Genomic DNA, 16,992 nt, shown 5'->3' with positions numbered 1-16,992 from the left:
GTCGAGGGAGCGGGATCAGGCCCTGGGGGAAGGCTTCATGTCGTAGGTGACCCACGGAGTGGCGGTTGCGACCTCGTCGTACACGCCCCGCGCGACGGCATTGTCCGCAGCGGTGATCCAACGGAGCACGTTCGCCCCTTCGCGAGCCGCGAGGGCGGCCGCTTCGTGCAGGAGCGCTGTGGCGACACCGGCGCCGCGGGAGTCGGGGTCGGTGAACAGATCATCGAGGTAGAGGCCCATCGCGGCTGTGGACGGCCGAGCGAACCGGCGGAGGTTGGCGAGTCCCACCAGGGCGTCGTCCACGGTCGCCACGAGGCCGATGAGTCCGTGCTGTGCGTGGGAGACCCACTCCCACGTGGTGCGGACGGCTCGCGCATCGTCGTCGAGCTGGTAGAAGCTCCGATAACCGGTGTAGAGCCGCGACCACTCGTTCTCGTCGGACTCGGTGACTCGCCGCACATCGATCGCCATGCGCTCAGCCTAGGGGAAGCAGTGTGGCGGACCCGGGTCGCAGCTTTCCACGAGCGCTCGACGCCGATCGATTCCCTCCGGGGTAGATCCGCGTTCCTGTGACGGAGGTCGGAGCGGCGTCCGCCAGGCGGTCGTTCATCGGGACGCCTATACGCGTCCGTGTCGGTCGCTCGAGGTCAAGTGGCGCCTGGCCTGCGGATCCGCGTACGCCTGTCCCGTAAAAATACCCGGTGAAGGGGGTTTGAACGCTGCAGTCGCTTCGTGCTCATCGGATACGCCCGCGTCTCGACCTCGGGGCAGGATCTCGCAGGACAACGTGACGGTCTTGCAGCGCTCGGTGCACCCGACCGCCCGAATGCGCCTATTTGGGACTAAGCAAGTCACGTTCACGAGCATCCAGAGATGGACCTCGAGGATCTCGTCAACGTCCGCTTCCCGGTCGTCTTCCATGGTGGCGCTGATTTCACCGTCGACTCTGCGGCCAAGTACCTTCGCACGGATCCGGTGGCACCTCCGGTACCGGTGACGCTCCCCTCGGTTCTCGATCTGTGGCAACGACTCCACTATGCTCGCCTGGTCGAGTGGGAGCGTGGACGCCGAGTAGTGGTGCACGCCAAACCTTTGGGTGAGCACAACGCTGTCACCGGGGAGTGGGAGCTGAGTCGGCGGCAGCAAAGCGCTCCTCGTGCTGCCCGATTGACGATCGACTACCTGGCCGTTGGCTCTACGGGAGGCTCACTCGATAGTCACGCCTGCTCTGGTCAGCGCTGGTGTGATCCGTGCGTGGGTCGCTCGGTCGGCTCGTGCCGAGGGCGAGGTACAGCAGCACGAGATCGACGAGGGGCAAGAAGCCGAGCAGGGCGTACCAGCCGGGCAGGTCGCGGTCTTGGAGTCGTCGGCATCCCAGCGCGAGGTTCGGCACCAGGGTCGCGATGCACCAGATCAGCAGCACCCACTGTGAGGGCGGGCCTCCATGCAGGAAGGTGACGGGGCCGAGGTGCGAGCCGGCCGGAGCTTCGTGGACCGTGATGCCGAAGATGCTCTGGCCGATGCCGAGGAAGCCGGGAACGTTCTGGTAGCTGGCGTTCTCGCCCGAGTCAGCGGGCATGCCGGTCAGCAGGGGCACCAGCCAGAGGGTGAGCGCCACGACGGCGACGTCGGTCGCTCGGATCCACCAGAACTCGCTCCTGCTCGATCTGCCTCGGAACGAGAGACTGCCCGACCAGAACCGGTGGACCGCGGTCGACCAGTCGCATCCGATCGCAGGACCTGCACGTCGTCCGTGCTCGGCTGTTCCGTCGCCCGACTCGGACGCGTGGGCGGTCGGGCGTGGCTGCACGACCTGAAGCTAGCGGTCCGGGCGCCCCGTGCCTACCCACACGTGGAGGGGGTCAGGTCCGCTCCGTAACGTCGAGACGCGTCGCCACGGGCGTCTCGGCATCACCGTCGTCGAGGACGCGCCTGCCGGAGGCGCGTCCATCGACCAGCACCGCGGATGACGGCCGCGGGCCTGGACTCGACAGGCCCCGTGCGACGCCCCCCCAGCGATCCGGCCGAGCGCCGCCCCGCCCCTCCACGGCACCGCGCCTCCTGTCGGGACTAGTCGTCCCAGGCCCCCTGCTGCCGGTCCATCCAGGTGACCACCGCTGCGTGGGGTGTGGTGAGGACGGCCAGGACGACGAGGTACACGCCCAGGCCCGCACTGCCGAGGGCCACGCCCACGGCTGACAGGATGGCCACGGCGACGGCCGTGATCGGCCATGCCTGTCGGAGGAACCGTCCGAAGGGTGCCGCGACCCGCCCCCGCGCGAGCTCGCCGGCGCCTTCCGGGTCCGTGAGCTCGAGGCGGACGACGTGCCGGACCGAGTGCCAGAGGGTGAAGTAGAGGCCCACGGCGAGCACCGGGGGCACGACGGCGAAGAAGGCGGAGAGCACGGCGAGCTCCGTGACCGTCCTCGTCAGGGGGCGACCGGCACGGCGGACGGCGAGCACCTCGGCGACGACGAGGGCGGCGACGACCGCGGCCGCTGCGACGCGCCACGGTGCCGGCACGCCGAGGTGCGGGCCAGCGTCGTCCGCCAGGAGCCGCACGGCTCCGTCCGTGACGCGCACGTAGTCGTCGGGGTGGGTGACGAGCGGGACGAGCATCGGGAGGGCGCCCCGGGCGGCGACGGTGAGCGCCGCGGCCGCCCTCCCGCGGGTGCCGTCGCCGAGCAGGTGATCGACCCAGCGGTCTCCCTGGCCCCAGTGGAACCACGTGAGCAGGATGAACGAGGCGAAGCCCGTGAGCGGCGCCGCTACCCACAGCGCCGCCGTGGCCGACCCGAGGACGACGTAGAGCGCGACGACGGCGGCGACGGAGGCCAGCAGTCGTCCGTCTCGGCGGAGGCGGACCGGGACCACGTGGTCGAGCGCTCCGTGGGGCAGGCCGACGACGAGGACGCTGACCGCGAACGGCACGATCTGCACGGCCGCGGGGACGTCGACTCCCCGGGCTCCGAGTGCGCCGACCACGACCGTCACGACCGCGAGGGTCGCTGTGACGGGAGCGAGGATCCGTCGACGCACGACCTGGCGCAAGGCCTCCGTGGACGGCGCCCCGGGCACGTCGGGGACGTCGTCGGGTGGGCGGTGGACGACGATCACGTCGTGGCCGTCCTCAGCGACGGGGCCCGTGAAGCGGTCCATCGCGCGGCGAGCCTCTCCTGCAGCGTGCGGACCGCGGCCCCGAGGAAGGGAGCCTTGGGGAGGACGAGGACGATCCGGAGCTCGTCCACGAGCGTCGACCGCTCGGTGAGGAAGCGGACGACGAGGGGGCCCGGCAGGGTGAAGAGGCGGCGGAACGCCTCCGGGGCTGCACCGGGCCGGTGACGGAGGAACCGCAGGAACACCGCGTCGAGCGCCCTGGTCCTGGTGCGGTCGCGGAAGGCTGGGGCCGGCGTCCCCGCGAGGAGGTGGTCGACGACGACCCGTGCGTGGCGGTGGGCGCGGGCGTAGCCGTAGCCGCTGCTCGGCCGGACGACGCCGGCCACCACGGCGAGGCTGCCGTCCGACGACGACGGGCGGCGGGAGGGCGCGTCGGTCATGGGCACGCAGCCGCTCTCGGAGCCGGTGACGGTCCATTCGTCGTCGTGCAGCGTCCAGCGGTCGCGGACGTAGTCGTGGACGTGCGCGCGGAAGTCGACGGGCGCGTGGCGTTCGGGGGTGAAGACGGTGCTCTCGACGAGCGCCACGGTCGGGGAGACGGGGAGGACGTAGACGAAGCGCACCTGGTCGGCCGGGGCGCTCGTGAAGTCCATGAGCGTGACCGTGGTGGGGTCGAACACCGGGCGGACGGTCTCGATCCACAGGCCGACGAAGCGCTGGTGCAGGAGCACGGTGCCCCGCACCGGGTCGGCACCGCCGCGCCCGGTGGCGTCGACGACCTGTCGGGCCTCGATGCGCCCCACGCCGGACGAGACGGCGTACCGGCCGTCGGGCAGGCGGTCGTGGTCGTGGACCGGGGCTCCGTCCAGGACGGTGACGCGGCCCCTGCCCTCGAGGCGCCGGTCGACGGCGGTGCGCCGGTCGTCGGCCCGCACCATGCGGTAGGGGTGCTCCGGGTCGGCGCCGGTGCTGGTGCCCCGGCGGGTCCGGACCTCCCAGCGGTCCCAGGAGGCGGTCCCCGCCTCCGGCACGGGGTCCGAGGCGTCGTCCCAGGAGCACCAGACGCGGCGGTCGGGGCGGGTCCGGCCCTCGAGGACGACGACGTCGAGGTCGGGTGCGCGCTCGGCGAGCTGGAGGGCGACGGCCAGTCCTGAGCAGCCGCCGCCGAGGACCACGACGTCCACCGTCCGGGAGGTGAGGGGAGCGGGGGTGCCCCCGCGGGGGTGCAGGACGGTGGTGTCCTGCACCCCCGCGGCGCGGGTGCCCGTCATGTCAGCGACGGGGTGCACGTCCGCCACGCGTGCCGGCCGGGTCGGTCGTGGTGACGGTGCGGAGCGTGGCCGGCGCGGGCGGCGCGGCGTCGGTGAGTTTCTCGGAGGAGATCCACACGGACTCGGGGTGGGTGTCCACGCCCTGCTCGACGTCGTGGGCCGAGCGGATCTTCGCGATCTTGTGGATCATCGAGCCGAAGCCGACCTTGGCGACGATGTCGGCGGCGGAGAGGACGACCTGCATCCAGGTGAGGACCGCGCCGCCGTGGCCCCAGCCCTGCAGGCCGAAGACGATCGGGTAGGCGAACCACGTGACGATGAGCAGGATGCCGGCGTTGCGCAGCGTGGCCGGGACGGCCGTGCCCCGGAGGTCGCGGCTGCCCTTGACGACGACGTAGATCACCAGGACGTAGAGCACGACCATGAACAGGCCCGAGATGACGCCCCACAGCCAGAGGGCGCTCTCGTCGGTGCCGGAGTCGATGACGACGCCACCGATGAACCCGGTGCTGATCATGAGGAACGCTGCCGCGATGCCGACCGTGCGCGCACGGCGGGCGGCAGCGCCGGCGAGGGTGGCGACGGCGAGGAGCTCGATGACGAGCAGCGGCACGGTGACCGTCCAGTCGAAGTACCGCGGCGCCCACGAGAGGATCGCGGCGGCCTCGGGCACCCAGGTGTCGCCCTCTCGGACGTACCCGAAGGTGAAGGCGAGCACGAGGACGACGTAGGACAGGAAGGCGACGCCGGTGATGCACAGGCCCGCGTAGACGGCTGGGCGGTAGCGCTGGGTGATCTCCTTCGTCGACACGAGGGACTTCACGAAGAACGCGAAGAGCGCGAGGCCCGCGACGGCCAGGGCGTAGACGATGATCGAGTGCTCCGCCAACGTCAGGGGCGCGTTCCAGGGAGCGAGGGCATCGGACACGGGGGTGTTCCTTTCGGGCAGGGACCGCGGTGGGCGGTCCGTTCTCGACCCGTGCGGACGGGCCGCCCGGGGCCAGCGGGCTCGGCCCGGGGGCTGCGGGTCTGCCGACCTCTTGGAGACAAGCACCCGAGAAGATCGGACGTGTCACCCCTGGGGGTGAATTGATGGACTCATGCGTTCACCGGCCACTCCGATCACCGTCGCCCTCGTCAACGACTACGAACTGGTCGTCCGTGGCCTCGCGCGGATGCTCGAGCCCTTCGCCGACCGCGTCGAGGTCGTCGAGCTCGACGCCCGAGAACGCGTGGGCACCGCTGTCGACGTCGCGCTGTACGACACGTTCGCGCAGCCGCGACGCGACGACGAGGACGTCAGCCGCCTGGTGTCGAACCCCCTCAACCGGCACGTGGCGGTCTTCACCTGGAAGATGGACCAGGACCTCATCGATGCCGCCCTCGCACGCGGCGCCACCGGTTACTTCCCCAAGAGCCTGCCCGCCGCCGACCTGGTGTCCGGGCTCGAGGAGGTCGCCGCGGGCCGCGACGCCGTCCACGGCCCTCAGCGACGCGTCCGCAGCGGGCCCGGCATCGACTGGCCCGGACGGGACCTCGGCATCTCGGACCGCGAGTCCGAGATCCTCGCGCTCGTGACGCAGGGCAAGAGCAACGCCGAGATCGCGGTCCTCACCTACCTCAGCCCCAACACGGTCAAGACCCACATCCGCACCCTCTACAGCAAGATCGGCGCCACCAACCGCGTCGAGGCCGTCCTGTGGGGCACCGACCACGGCTTCCGCCCCGATCACCACAGCGTCCGACTGGCCCGTGCCACCGGCGGCGATCGCGCCTCCGGGTAGCAGGCACCAGCAGCACGGACGCCCGCCTCGGGGCCGTCAGGGCGTCGATCCCAGGAGGCGCCCGGTCCAGTCGCGCAGGGCTGCGGCGGCCCGACGAGACAGGGTCGCTCCCGGCACCATGCTGCTCGACCCGTGGAACGCCCCCGGCCACACGTGCAGCTCCGCCTGCACGCCGGCCGCCCAGAGCGCGCTGGCGTAGGCGACGGTCTCGTCGCGGAACACCTCGGTGCTGCCGCAGTCGACGTACGCCGGCGGGAGGCCCGCGAGGTCGGTCGCGCGGCCGGGGGCCGCGTAGATCGACACGTCGTCACCGCCGCGACGGTCGCCGAGGTAGGCGTCCCAGCCGAACCGGGTCATCTCCCGGTCGGCGACGCCCACACCGTCGAACTGCCGGGCGGAAGCGGTCGCGTCGCGGTCGTCGAGCATGGGACTGACCAGCACCTGGCCGACCACGGCCGGCCCCTGCCTGTCCCGGGCGAGGAGCGCCGTGCCCGCCGCGAGCCCGGCCCCGGCGCTCTGGCCGACGAGGACGATGCGATCCGGGTCGACGTCGAGCTCGGCGGCGTGCTCGCCGACCCAGACGAGGCCGGCGTAGCAGTCCTCGACCGGGTACGGGTCGGGGTGCTCCGGAGCGAGACGGTAGTCGGGGCTGACGAGGACGACGTCGTGCACGAGCAACCAGTCGTCGTAGGAGTCGAGGTTGCCGAGGTGGTGGCCGAACATCATGCCGCCGCCGTGGATCGCGTAGGCGCAGGCCGCCGTGCCGGTGCGGCCGATGCGCTGGACGACCGCGAGGGCGATCGGGTCGCCGAGGTGCCCGGGCACCGTGACGCTGCGCCTCTCGAGGCCGCGGGCCCGCAGCCCTTCGTCGAGCTCGGCCTCCGTCCGGTCCAGCTGTCGCATCTGCGGCAGCATCGCGGTCTCGAGGCGGAAGCGGCCGCGGGCGTCCATCGCCTCCAGGAAGGGCACGAGCTCGGGGTCGAAGGGCGGGCGGGGCAGGGCGGTGGTCTCAAGCACGGCTGGTCTCCTCGGTGCAGGTGGTCGAGCTGGTCGGTGTCGGTGTAGGTGTCGGTGTCGGTGCCGGTGTGGCGGTGGGAGCGGGCGTCGCGGTGGGAGCGGGCGTCGCGGGGGCGCCGGGACGACGAACGCCGTCGGTCGGGCCGGGGGCTGCCCCTCTCCTGGTGGTCCGAGCTCGGAGCACCCCGACCGCGACGAGCAGGGCAGCGCCGAGGGCGAGTCCCAGCCCGGCCCCGGTCAGGGCGTCCTGGAACGTCGCGAGCCGTGGGGCCGTCCAGGTCGCCGTGGTGGTGCTCCCGGGGACGGAGGCGGCGACGATCGTCCCCACCACGGTGAGCGCCGCGGCGCTCGCGAGCTCGCTCGACGTGTCGACGAGCGCGGCCCCGACCGAGGTCCGGTCGGCGGGCAGCCCGGTCAGCACGGAGGCACCGGCGACGACGCCGACGACCCGCATGCCGGCGGCGACGAGCACGAGGGCGACCAGCACCCAGCCGTAGCCGTGACGGCCCAGGACACCGAAGACGACGAGGCCGGAGACGACGGCGGTGGCGCTCGTCCACGAGGCGCGGCCGAGGCCGACCCGGTGCACGAAGGGCGCGACGAGCCGCCCGCCGGCGAGGAGCACGACGACCTGCGGCAGCGTCCCGACGGCGGCGAGGGCCGGCGGCCAGCCCCAGACGACCTGCAGCTGGAGGGTCACGAGGTACGACAGCCCGGCGACGGCCAGGCCCGACGCGGCCTTGAAGGCGAGACCGCTCGACACGAGCGGTCGGGCGAGCAGGTCGGGGTCGACCAGGGGGTGCCGTGCCGTGCGTGCCCGGGCGACGGACCCGACTGCGCAGGCGACGGTCGAGGCGAGGCTCGCCCAGGCCCACCAGGAGGTGCTCCCCGCCTCGACGAGGACGGTCGGCGTGACGAGCGTGCCCGCCACGGTCGCGGTGCCGAGCAGGGCACCGACGACGTCGATCGGCTCGCGCCGGAGATCCGAGGCCTCGTCACGGGCGGCACCGGCGCGGATGCCCAGGAGGGCGACCAGTGCGATCGGCGCATCGACGAGCAGCAGCACCTGCCACGGCGCGACGGCCAGCACGAGACCACCGACGGTCGGCCCGACGGCCAGGCCCACGAGCCCCGCGGTCGAGACGACGGTGAGCGCGCGCACGCGGAGGCCCTCGTCGTCGAAGAGCCGGAAGGTCAACGCCAGGGAACCCGGGGTCGTCATCGCGGCAGCCACGCCCATCAGCACCCGGACGGCGATGAGCTGCTCCGTGGTCGTGACCGCTGCCGTCGCGAGGCTGGCCCCGGCCAGCAGCACGAGGCCGGACAGCATCACGCGACGGCGACCTGCGCGGTCGGCGACCGCGCCGAAGAACAGCATGAGCCCCCCGAAGGCGAGGGAGTACGCGCCCGGCACCCAGTTCAGCTGCGTCGCGGACGAGCCCAGGTCGCGGCCGATCGTCGGCAGGGCGACGTTCAGCACGGAGCCGTCGAGCATCTCGACCAGGAACACGGCGGACAGCCCGGTGAGGGCGACCCAGGCGTCGGAGAGGCGAGGTGGCGCACCGTCGTCGTGCGGACGACCGCGGAGGGGAGAGGGACTGGGGGACACGGGGACGCACTCCTTCGAGGGAAGAAGTGACGACTCGTCGGAGCCGCGTGCGTGTGCGTCGCGGGGCGCGGCGCCTTTTACCTCAGTGCTGCCGATCCTACACGGGCACGACCCGGCCCGTCGTCCACCTCTCGCGCTCGTCCGCCGGCGACGTGACCCTGCCCGACGGATCCGCGTTGCGTCCTCGCAGCCGCATCCTCGGTCCGCGCCGTGCGCCGGCGTCAGTCCCGGTCGAGCCCGTCCACCACGACGTCCCAGAGCGCGTCCGCGACCTCGGCCTTCGAACCGGTGGCCTCGCCCAGCACCTCGCCCGCCACGTCGACGGCGACGACCGCGCTGTCGACATCGCCGAAGCCACGTGACCAGCCGACGGCGTTGAGGGCGAGCACGTCGGCGCCCTTCCGTGCCGCCTTCGCCCGGCCGAGCGCCAGCAGCTCCTGCCGGTCGGACGCGGTCTCGGCGGCGAAGCCCACGATCACCTGCGCCGCCGGTGCCCGCCCCTCGGCGCGATCGCCGACGAGGCCCGCCAGCACGTCGGGGGTCCGCACGAGGCGCAGCAGCACCTCCTCGACGCCGTCCTCCTTCTTCACCTTGACGTCGGACACCTCGGCGGGGCGGTGGTCCGCGACGGCGGCGGCCATGACGACCACGTCGGCCGACGCGGCCGACCGGACCACGGCCTCCTGCAGCTCGGCCGCCGACTCGACGTCGACGACCGTCGCGACCGCGGCGAGCGCCCTGCGCACGTCGTCGTCGACGACCGCGGCGACGGCCGTCACCGTCGCACCGCGCCGTGCGGCCGCCCGCGCGAGCTCGAGGCCCTGCCGTCCGCTCGAGCGGTTGCCGATCCAGCGCACCGGGTCGAGCGCCTCGCGCGTGCCGCCCAGCGACACGACGACGTCGAGCCCGGCGAGGTCCTGCCGGGGCCGCGCGACGGCCAGGGCGCGCTCGACGATCTCGTCGGGCTCGAGCATCCTGCCGGGTCCGCTGTCACCGCCCGTGAGCGGGCCGTCGGCCGGGCCCGCGACGACGACGCCGCGCGAGCGCAGCAGGTCGACGTTCGCCCGCGTCGCGGGGTGCCGCCACATCTCGGTGTGCATCGCGGGCGCGACCACGACGGGCGCGGTGGTCGCGAGGATCGTCGTGCCGAGGAGGTCGTCGGACTGCCCGCTGGCCAGCCGCGAGAGCGTGGCCGCGGTCGCGGGGGCGACGACGACGAGGTCGGCCCGTCGGCCGAGGGCGACGTGGCGCACCTCGGCGACGTCGTCCCACACCGAGCTCGTGACGGGGTTGCGGCTGATCGCCTCGAGGGTCGGCAGGCCCACGAAGCGCAGGGCCGCCTCGGTCGGCACGACGTGCACGTCGTGCCCGCGCGTGACGAAGCCGCGGACCACCGAGACCGCCTTGTAGGCCGCGATGCCACCGCTGATGCCGACCACGACCGTGAGCGGCGCGCCGTCCCCACCGGGGGCGGACCGGGCCGCACCAGGGGGCGACCCGGGCGCGTCGGGCTGCTCGGAGGGTGCGGGCAGGTCGTGGTCGTGCACGGGGGCTCCTCTCCGGCGACACGGCGCCGGGTAGCGTTCAGGGGTCCACGATGCCGCACCCGGCGGCGCCGTGCCGCGCGGGCGCCCCGTCCGCCGCGCCCCAGGAGGACCCGTGTGCACCGTCGTCGTCTCGTTCGAGCCCGCCGCCGCGTGGCCCGTGATGCTGCTCGGCCTCCGCGACGAGCAGCCCGGGCGCCCCTGGGACCCGCCGGGTGCGTGGTGGCCCGACCTCGGCGCGCACGTCGAGGGGATCCGCGACCGTGAGGCAGGAGGCGCGTGGCTGGCCACGTCGAGCGCCCCGCCCCGCCTCGCCGTCGTCCTCAACCGGCGCGAGCAGCCCACGCCGCCCGCGGGAGGCTTCACCACGCGCGGCGCGCTGCCGCTCGACGCCGTCGTGCACGGCTCGCTGCCCACCGGCCCGCACACGTCGCGGACCTACAACCTCGTGACGGCCGACGCGCACGGGGTCGTGCACGCGAGCTGGGACGGCAGGACGAGCACGTCGTCCCCGCTCGGGACGGGCGTGCACGTCGTCACGCACGGGGCGGTCGACGACGGGGCGGTGCCCCGCGTCGCGCGCTGGGCCCCGTCCTTCCGTGCTGCCGCCCGCCCGGACGGCCCCCTGCCGGGGCCGGGGGAGGGCGAGGGGTCGTGGGGCGCCTGGCTCGACGTGCTGCGCGCGAGCGCGCGCCTGCCCGTCACCGACGACGCCGCCATCGTGCGCGCCGACGCGGTCGGGGGCGCGGTCCTGCGGTCGCTCTCGGTGAGCGCCGTGGCCCTGTCGGCGACCGCCGTGGCGCACGCGCACGTCCGCCTCGATCCTGATCGACCGGTCGACGAGGTCCTCGCGGAGCGGGCGCTCCAGCGCTCGCGTCCGTAACCTGGCGTCACGGGGAACACCCGGAGCCCCGTCCGCGTTGAGGATCGGGTGCCGCCCCAGGAGGGCGGAGCCCCGTCCCGATCGGCCCACCCGCCGGTCCCGCACCCCCGAAGGATCCCCGTGACCAGCAGCCTCCGTCGCCCCCGCACCGCCCGTCTCGCCGCCGTCGGCGTCCTGGCCGCCGCCGCGTTCGGCCTCGCGGCCTGCGCGCCCGCCTCGACGGACGGAGTCGTCGCCGGGTCCACCGGTGGCGCCACGGCCGAGCCCGAGGCCGGCACGAGCCTCGCCGACGTGCAGGACGCCGGCGTGCTCGTCGTCGGCACCGAGGGCACCTACAAGCCCTTCAGCTTCCACGCCGACGGCGGGGCGGGGGACCTCACCGGCTACGACGTCGAGGTCGTCCGCGCGGTCGCCGAGAAGCTGGGCGTCGAGGCCCGGTTCGAGGAGACCCAGTGGGACGCGATCTTCGCGGGCCTCGACGCGGGCCGCTTCGACCTCATCGCCAACCAGGTGTCGATCAATCCCGAGCGCCAGGCCCGCTACTCGTTCAGCGAGCCGTACACGGTCAGCCGCGGCGTCGTGCTCGTGCCCGCCGACAGCACCGACATCACCTCGCTGGCCGACCTCGACGGCCGGACCACCGCGCAGTCGCAGTCGAGCAACTGGTACACGACCGCCACCGACGCCGGCGCCACCGTCGAGGTCGTGGAGGGCTGGTCCGAGTCGATCGCGCTCCTCGAGCAGGGGCGCATCGACGCCACGGTCAACGACGAGCTGACCTGGCTCGACTACGCGCAGACCGAGCCCGAGAAGTCGAAGGCCGTCAAGGTCGCCGCCGAGACGGACGACGTGAGCGAGAGCGCCTTCGTCGTGCGGCCCGGCTCGGACGACCTCGTCGACGCCGTCGACGCGGCCCTCGAGGAGCTCCGCGCCGACGGCACCCTCGCCGCCCTCTCGGACGAGTACTTCGGCCAGGACGTCAGCCAGTAGCTCGTGCAGTCCTCCCTCGACCTCTTCCTCCGGTCCTTCTGGCCCATCGCGTCCGGTGCGCTCGTGGGCACGATCCCGCTGGCGCTCGCGTCGTTCGCCATCGGGCTCGTGATCGCGCTCGTCGTCGCCCTCATGCGGCTGTCGGAGCAGCGCCTCCTGCGCGGCCTGGCCAGGCTGTACATCTCGGTGATCCGCGGCACGCCCCTCCTCGTGCAGCTGTTCATCGTGTTCTACGGGCTGCCGAGCATCGGCGTGAAGATCGACCCGTGGCCGAGCGCGATCATCGCGTTCTCGCTCAACGTGGGCGGCTACGCGGCCGAGGTCATCCGGGCGTCGATCCTGTCCGTGCCGAAGGGGCAGTGGGAGGCCGCGCACACGGTCGGCATGTCGCGCGGGCTGGCCCTGCGGCGGATCGTCCTGCCGCAGGCCGCCCGCGTGTCGGTGCCGCCGCTGTCGAACACCTTCATCAGCCTCGTCAAGGACACCTCGCTCGCCTCGGTGATCCTGGTCACCGAGCTATTCCGGCAGGCCCGCCAGATCGCCACGGTCTCGAGCGAGTTCATGCTGCTCTACCTCGAGGCCGCCCTGATCTACTGGCTGATCTGCCTCGTGCTCAGCGCCGGGCAGGACGCGCTCGAGAAGCGATTGGACCGCCATGTCGCCCACTGATCCGACCGTCCCCCCGTCGCGGGGCGACGGCACCCCGTCGCCGGTGCTGAGCGTCCGCGGCCTGCGCAAGTCGTTCGGCGACGTCGAGGTCCTCCGCGGCATCGACCTCGACGTCGTGCCGGGCGAGGTCGTCGCCCTCATCGGGGCGTCCGGCTCGGGCAAGACGACCTTCCTCCGCAGCCTCAACGGGCTCGAGGTGCCGACGGGAGGCGTCGTGACGCCGCGCGACGGCCGCCCGATCGACTTCGACCGGGCCGTCCCGAAGCGCGAGCTGCTGCGCCTCCGCGACCAGTCGGCCATGGTGTTCCAGCAGTTCAACCTGTTCCCGCACCTCACCGTCCTGCAGAACGTCACCGAGGGGCCCGTGCGCGTGCAGCGCCGACCCGCTGCCGAGGTCCGCGAGGAGGCCCTCGCGCTGCTCGACCGCGTCGGCCTGCGCGACCGGGCCGACGCCTACCCTGTCGAGCTCTCGGGCGGCCAGCAGCAGCGCGTCGGCATCGTCCGCGCCCTCGCACTGCGCCCCGACCTCCTGCTCTTCGACGAGCCCACGAGCGCGCTCGACCCCGAGCTCGTCGGCGACGTGCTCTCGGTCATGCGCCAGCTGGCCGAGGAGGGCTGGACGATGATCGTCGTCACCCACGAGCTCGACTTCGCCCGCCGCGTCGCCAGCGAGGTGGTCTTCCTCGACGGCGGCGTCGTCGTCGAGCGCGGGCGCCCCGACGAGGTGCTCACCCGCCCCGCGCACCCGCGCACGCAGCGGTTCCTGCGTCGGCTGCTCGACCCGCTCGACGACTAGGCGGTGCGCCCCGGCCGAGGGCGTGTCAGCCGAGCTCGAGCACGTCGAGCCGGTCCCGGAGGTACGCGGCGAAGGGGCGGACGTCGCCCACCGTCGGTCCCCACTGGACCACCACCTCCTGCCCCCGGAGGGTGAGGCGGCCCGGGAACGGGTCGCCCGGGTCGAGCAGGGCGCCGGGCTCGAGCGTGAGGGGCACGACGTCCCAGTGGACGGCCTCGCCCTCGCGGAACCGCCCGCGCGCGGCGGCCCGGCGCGCGTCCTTGCGGGCCTCGACGCCGGCGGAGAGGTCCTGTGAGCGCGTCGGCTCGAGGGCGCGCGTGACGCGTCCCGTCGCCAGGAGGCCCCCGTCGGCCGAGAGCAGCAGCACGCCGAGGCGCCAGGCGCGCCCCGTCGGGACCATGACGGGGGCGCGGCGGATCGGACCCAGCGCGCGCGGCGTGCGCAGCACGGCGACGGCCTCGTCGGGGACCGCCCGGTCGCGGAGCTCGCCCACGGCAGCGCGGAGGGCCCCCCGGGCCGTCGCGACGGCGACCGCCGCCCGCGCGTGCTCGTCGTGCTGCGCGGGGGCCGGGCCGGGTGCGTCCATGCCCCGAGCCTGGCACCTCCGAGCCGGGACCGTCGAGCGGGCCGCGACGGGGGAGCGGCTCGGTAAGCTGGGACGTCCCTCGACCCCCAGGAGCCGTCCCATCGTGCCTGCACCGTCCAGCCCCGAGTCCACCCCCGCCGCCGAGCTCGGACCGGTCGAGGTCACGACGCCGACGACCGGCACCGAGCTCTTCACCGATCGCTCCGTCGTCGCGCTCCGCGTCGGGGGCGAGCTCCGCGACCTCGCCTCGGCGCTGGTCCCCGGTGACGTCGCCGAGCCCGTGACGATCGGGTCGGCCGACGGGCTCGCCGTGCTCCGCCACTCGGCCGCGCACGTCCTGGCCCAGGCCGTCCAGGGGATCAACCCGGAGGCGCGGCTCGGCATCGGCCCGCCCGTCACCGACGGCTTCTACTACGACTTCGACGTCGCCGAGCCCTTCACCCCCGACGACCTCAAGGCCATCGAGAAGGGCATGGAGCGGATCATCCGCCAGGGGCAGCGCTTCGTGCGTCGCGTCGTGACCGAGGCCGAGGCCCGCGAGGAGCTCGCCGACGAGCCCTTCAAGCTCGAGCTCATCGGCCTCAAGGGCGGCGGCTCCGACGAGCTCGGCGACGACGGCGAGTCCGTCGAGGTCGGCGGGGCCGAGCTCACCATCTACGACAACGTCGACCCGAAGAGCGGCGACGTGATCTGGAGCGACCTCTGCCGCGGCCCGCACGTGCCCTCGACGCGCGTGCTCGGCAACGCCACCAAGCTGCTGCGCGTGGCCGCCGCCTACTGGCGCGGCTCCGAGAAGAACCCCCAGCTGCAGCGCGTCTACGGCACCGCGTGGCCCACGAAGGACGAGCTGCGCGCCTACCAGCTGCGCCTCGAGGAGGCCGCCAAGCGCGACCACCGCAAGCTCGGCGCCGAGCTCGACCTCTTCTCGTTCCCCGACGAGATCGGGTCCGGGCTGGCGATCTTCCACCCGAAGGGCGGCGTCGTCCGGCGCGAGATGGAGGACTACTCCCGCCGGCGCCACGAGGCCGAGGGCTACGAGTTCGTCTACACCCCCCACATCACGAAGTCGTCCCTCTACGAGACCTCCGGCCACCTCGGCTGGTACGCCGACGGCATGTTCCCGGCCATGAAGCTCGACGAGGCCCGCAACGAGGAGGGCGAGGTGACGCGCCAGGGCGCCGACTACTACCTCAAGCCCATGAACTGCCCGATGCACATCCTCGCCTACCGTTCGCAGCCGCGGTCCTACCGCGACCTGCCGATGCGCCTGTTCGAGTTCGGCACCGTGTACCGCAACGAGAAGTCCGGCGTCATCCACGGGCTGACGCGCGTGCGCGGCATGACCCAGGACGACGCCCACATCTTCACGACGCGCGAGAAGATGAAGGAGGAGCTGACCAGCACGCTCGACTTCGTGCTGTCCCTCCTGCGCGACTACGGCCTCGACGACTTCTACCTCGAGCTCTCCACGAAGGACCCGTCGAAGTACGTCGGCGACGACGACGTCTGGGACGAGGCCACGACCACCCTCCGCGAGGTGGCCGAGGCGAGCGGCCTCGAGCTCGTCCCCGACCCGGGCGGCGCGGCCTTCTACGGGCCCAAGATCAGCGTCCAGGCCCGCGACGCCATCGGTCGCACCTGGCAGATGTCCACCGTGCAGCTCGACTTCAACCTGCCCGAGCGCTTCGAGCTCGAGTACGCGGCCGCGGACGGTTCCCGTCAGCGCCCGGTCATGATCCACCGTGCCCTCTTCGGGTCGATCGAGCGGTTCTTCGGCGTGCTCGTCGAGCACTACGCGGGTGCCTTCCCCGTCTGGCTCTCGCCCGTGCAGGTCGTGGCCATCCCCGTCGCCGAGGAGTACGGCCCCTACCTCGACGAGGTCGTCGCGAAGCTGCGGGCCGCCGGGGTCCGGGCCCAGGTCGACCACAGCGACGACCGCATGCCGAAGAAGATCCGCACGCACACCAAGGCGAAGGTCCCGTTCCAGCTCATCGCCGGCGACGACGACCGGGCCGCGGGCGCCGTCAGCTTCCGGTACCGCGACGGCACCCAGGAGAACGGCGTGCCCGTCGACGAGGCCGTCGCCAAGATCGTGGCCGCGATCGAGACGAAGGCGCAGGTCTGACCGTGTCCGCCGGCGACGGCGCCGGGGTGGAGGGCGTCGCCGACTTCGCCGGCGTGCCCGATGCCTTCCAGCGCCTCTGGACGCCCCACCGGGCCGTCTACGTCGGACGGGGGCAGGCCGCGCACGACGACGACTGCCCGTTCTGCGCGGCCCCCGGGCGCTCCGACGACGAGGCGCTCATCGTCGCCCGGGGTGAGCACGCCTTCGTCCTGCTCAACCTCTTCCCCTACAACCCGGGGCACCTGCTGGTCTGCCCGTACCGCCACGTGTCCACGTACGACCTGGCCACCGCGGCCGAGGTCGCCGAGATGGCGTCGCTGACGCAGGTGTCCATGCGGGTGCTCCGCGAGGTGTCGCACGCGCAGGGCTTCAACCTCGGCATGAACCAGGGCCAGGTCGGCGGCGCCGGCATCGCCGAGCACCTGCACCAGCACGTCGTCCCTCGGTACGCGGGCGACTCCAACTTCTTCCCGATCGTCGCCCGCACGAAGGCCGTGACCCAGCTGCTGGGCGAGGTGCGGCAGGCCGTGGCCGAGGCGTGGCCGGGGACCGACGGGACGGCCACCGGCGGCGCCCCGACGGATCTACACTGAGAGGCATC

16 protein-coding genes are annotated in these 16,992 nt (G+C 73.3%); 7 read left to right on the top strand and 9 right to left on the bottom strand.

Annotation, left to right across the window (positions count from 1 at the left end; all coding sequences use genetic code 11):
• Positions 1-15: 15 nt before the first annotated feature.
• From ACYVHQ_RS03565 to ACYVHQ_RS03545, 5 genes are all read right to left on the bottom strand, one after another.
• Positions 16-471, bottom strand: a complete 456-nt coding sequence (locus tag ACYVHQ_RS03565; RefSeq protein WP_460510755.1) for a GNAT family N-acetyltransferase — start codon at positions 469-471, stop codon at positions 16-18.
• A gap of 724 nt (positions 472-1,195) precedes the next feature.
• Complete coding sequence (locus tag ACYVHQ_RS03560; protein ID WP_460510754.1) at positions 1,196-1,810, bottom strand: DUF805 domain-containing protein; 615 nt, start codon at positions 1,808-1,810, stop codon at positions 1,196-1,198.
• A 260-nt stretch (positions 1,811-2,070) separates the two neighbouring features.
• Positions 2,071-3,159 (bottom strand): Brp/Blh family beta-carotene 15,15'-dioxygenase, encoded by a 1,089-nt coding sequence (locus ACYVHQ_RS03555; RefSeq protein ID WP_460510753.1) that lies wholly within the window; start codon positions 3,157-3,159, stop codon positions 2,071-2,073.
• Positions 3,114-4,388: a lycopene cyclase family protein gene (locus ACYVHQ_RS03550; protein ID WP_460510752.1), complete on the bottom strand. Its 1,275-nt coding sequence runs from the start codon at positions 4,386-4,388 to the stop codon at positions 3,114-3,116. Before ACYVHQ_RS03550 ends, ACYVHQ_RS03555 begins: the two co-directional genes overlap by 46 nt.
• A gap of 1 nt (position 4,389) precedes the next feature.
• Complete coding sequence (locus tag ACYVHQ_RS03545) at positions 4,390-5,316, bottom strand: bacteriorhodopsin (protein WP_460510751.1); 927 nt, start codon at positions 5,314-5,316, stop codon at positions 4,390-4,392.
• Positions 5,317-5,488: 172 nt separating this feature from the next.
• On the opposite strand from ACYVHQ_RS03545, the gene ACYVHQ_RS03540 reads away from it, so the two are divergent.
• Positions 5,489-6,172, top strand: coding sequence for a response regulator transcription factor (locus ACYVHQ_RS03540; RefSeq protein ID WP_460510750.1), 684 nt, complete (start codon positions 5,489-5,491; stop codon positions 6,170-6,172).
• Positions 6,173-6,208: 36 nt separating this feature from the next.
• On the opposite strand, the gene ACYVHQ_RS03535 is transcribed toward ACYVHQ_RS03540, so the two are convergent.
• From ACYVHQ_RS03535 to coaBC, 3 genes are all read right to left on the bottom strand, one after another.
• The gene (locus tag ACYVHQ_RS03535) at positions 6,209-7,189 is read right to left on the bottom strand and encodes an alpha/beta hydrolase (RefSeq protein ID WP_460510749.1); all 981 of its coding nucleotides are present in this window, start codon (positions 7,187-7,189) and stop codon (positions 6,209-6,211) included.
• Complete coding sequence (locus tag ACYVHQ_RS03530) at positions 7,182-8,798, bottom strand: MFS transporter (RefSeq protein WP_460510748.1); 1,617 nt, start codon at positions 8,796-8,798, stop codon at positions 7,182-7,184. Before ACYVHQ_RS03530 ends, ACYVHQ_RS03535 begins: the two co-directional genes overlap by 8 nt.
• Positions 8,799-9,019: 221 nt before the next feature.
• Positions 9,020-10,237, bottom strand: a complete 1,218-nt coding sequence (coaBC, locus tag ACYVHQ_RS03525) for a bifunctional phosphopantothenoylcysteine decarboxylase/phosphopantothenate--cysteine ligase CoaBC (RefSeq protein WP_460511233.1) — start codon at positions 10,235-10,237, stop codon at positions 9,020-9,022.
• Between the two features lie 220 nt (positions 10,238-10,457).
• On the opposite strand from coaBC, the gene ACYVHQ_RS03520 reads away from it, so the two are divergent.
• The 4 genes from ACYVHQ_RS03520 (at position 10,458) to ACYVHQ_RS03505 (ending at position 13,680) form a co-directional block, all read left to right on the top strand.
• Positions 10,458-11,225 carry an NRDE family protein gene (locus ACYVHQ_RS03520; protein WP_460510747.1) on the top strand — a complete coding sequence of 256 codons (768 nt, stop codon included), beginning with the start codon at positions 10,458-10,460 and terminating at the stop codon, positions 11,223-11,225.
• A 120-nt stretch (positions 11,226-11,345) separates the two neighbouring features.
• Positions 11,346-12,215, top strand: a complete 870-nt coding sequence (locus ACYVHQ_RS03515) for an amino acid ABC transporter substrate-binding protein (protein ID WP_460510746.1) — start codon at positions 11,346-11,348, stop codon at positions 12,213-12,215.
• 3 nt (positions 12,216-12,218) lie between these two features.
• On the top strand, positions 12,219-12,884 hold the full coding sequence (locus ACYVHQ_RS03510; protein WP_460510745.1) for an amino acid ABC transporter permease: 666 nt from the start codon (positions 12,219-12,221) through the stop codon (positions 12,882-12,884).
• Entirely contained in the window at positions 12,871-13,680 is an 810-nt protein-coding gene (locus tag ACYVHQ_RS03505; RefSeq protein WP_460510744.1) for an amino acid ABC transporter ATP-binding protein, read from the top strand. The genes ACYVHQ_RS03510 and ACYVHQ_RS03505 overlap by 14 nt, the downstream gene beginning before the upstream one ends.
• Before the next feature lie 25 nt (positions 13,681-13,705).
• Here ACYVHQ_RS03505 and ACYVHQ_RS03500 read toward each other — a convergent pair whose 3' ends face one another.
• Positions 13,706-14,266: a hypothetical protein gene (locus tag ACYVHQ_RS03500; RefSeq protein ID WP_460510743.1), complete on the bottom strand. Its 561-nt coding sequence runs from the start codon at positions 14,264-14,266 to the stop codon at positions 13,706-13,708.
• A 100-nt stretch (positions 14,267-14,366) separates the two neighbouring features.
• Here ACYVHQ_RS03500 and thrS point away from each other — a divergent pair, with 100 nt between their 5' ends.
• Together thrS and ACYVHQ_RS03490 are read left to right on the top strand one after the other, a co-directional pair.
• Complete coding sequence (gene thrS / locus ACYVHQ_RS03495) at positions 14,367-16,391, top strand: threonine--tRNA ligase (RefSeq protein ID WP_460511232.1); 2,025 nt, start codon at positions 14,367-14,369, stop codon at positions 16,389-16,391.
• Between the two features lie 2 nt (positions 16,392-16,393).
• Complete coding sequence (locus ACYVHQ_RS03490; protein WP_460510742.1) at positions 16,394-16,984, top strand: HIT family protein; 591 nt, start codon at positions 16,394-16,396, stop codon at positions 16,982-16,984.
• Positions 16,985-16,992 lie beyond the last annotated feature (8 nt).

Source organism: Frigoribacterium salinisoli, from assembly GCF_054781095.1.
This window is presented reverse-complemented; position numbering and strand designations above follow the sequence as displayed.

Coding starts and splice junctions, on each gene's coding strand:
- ACYVHQ_RS03550 (WP_460510752.1), bottom strand. CDS start 4,388: ATGACGGGCACCCGCGCCGCGGGGGTGCAGGACACCACCGTCCTGCAC.
- ACYVHQ_RS03540 (WP_460510750.1), top strand. CDS start 5,489: ATGCGTTCACCGGCCACTCCGATCACCGTCGCCCTCGTCAACGACTAC.
- ACYVHQ_RS03505 (WP_460510744.1), top strand. CDS start 12,871: ATGTCGCCCACTGATCCGACCGTCCCCCCGTCGCGGGGCGACGGCACC.
- ACYVHQ_RS03500 (WP_460510743.1), bottom strand. CDS start 14,266: ATGGACGCACCCGGCCCGGCCCCCGCGCAGCACGACGAGCACGCGCGG.
- ACYVHQ_RS03555 (WP_460510753.1), bottom strand. CDS start 3,159: ATGGACCGCTTCACGGGCCCCGTCGCTGAGGACGGCCACGACGTGATC.
- ACYVHQ_RS03565 (WP_460510755.1), bottom strand. CDS start 471: ATGGCGATCGATGTGCGGCGAGTCACCGAGTCCGACGAGAACGAGTGG.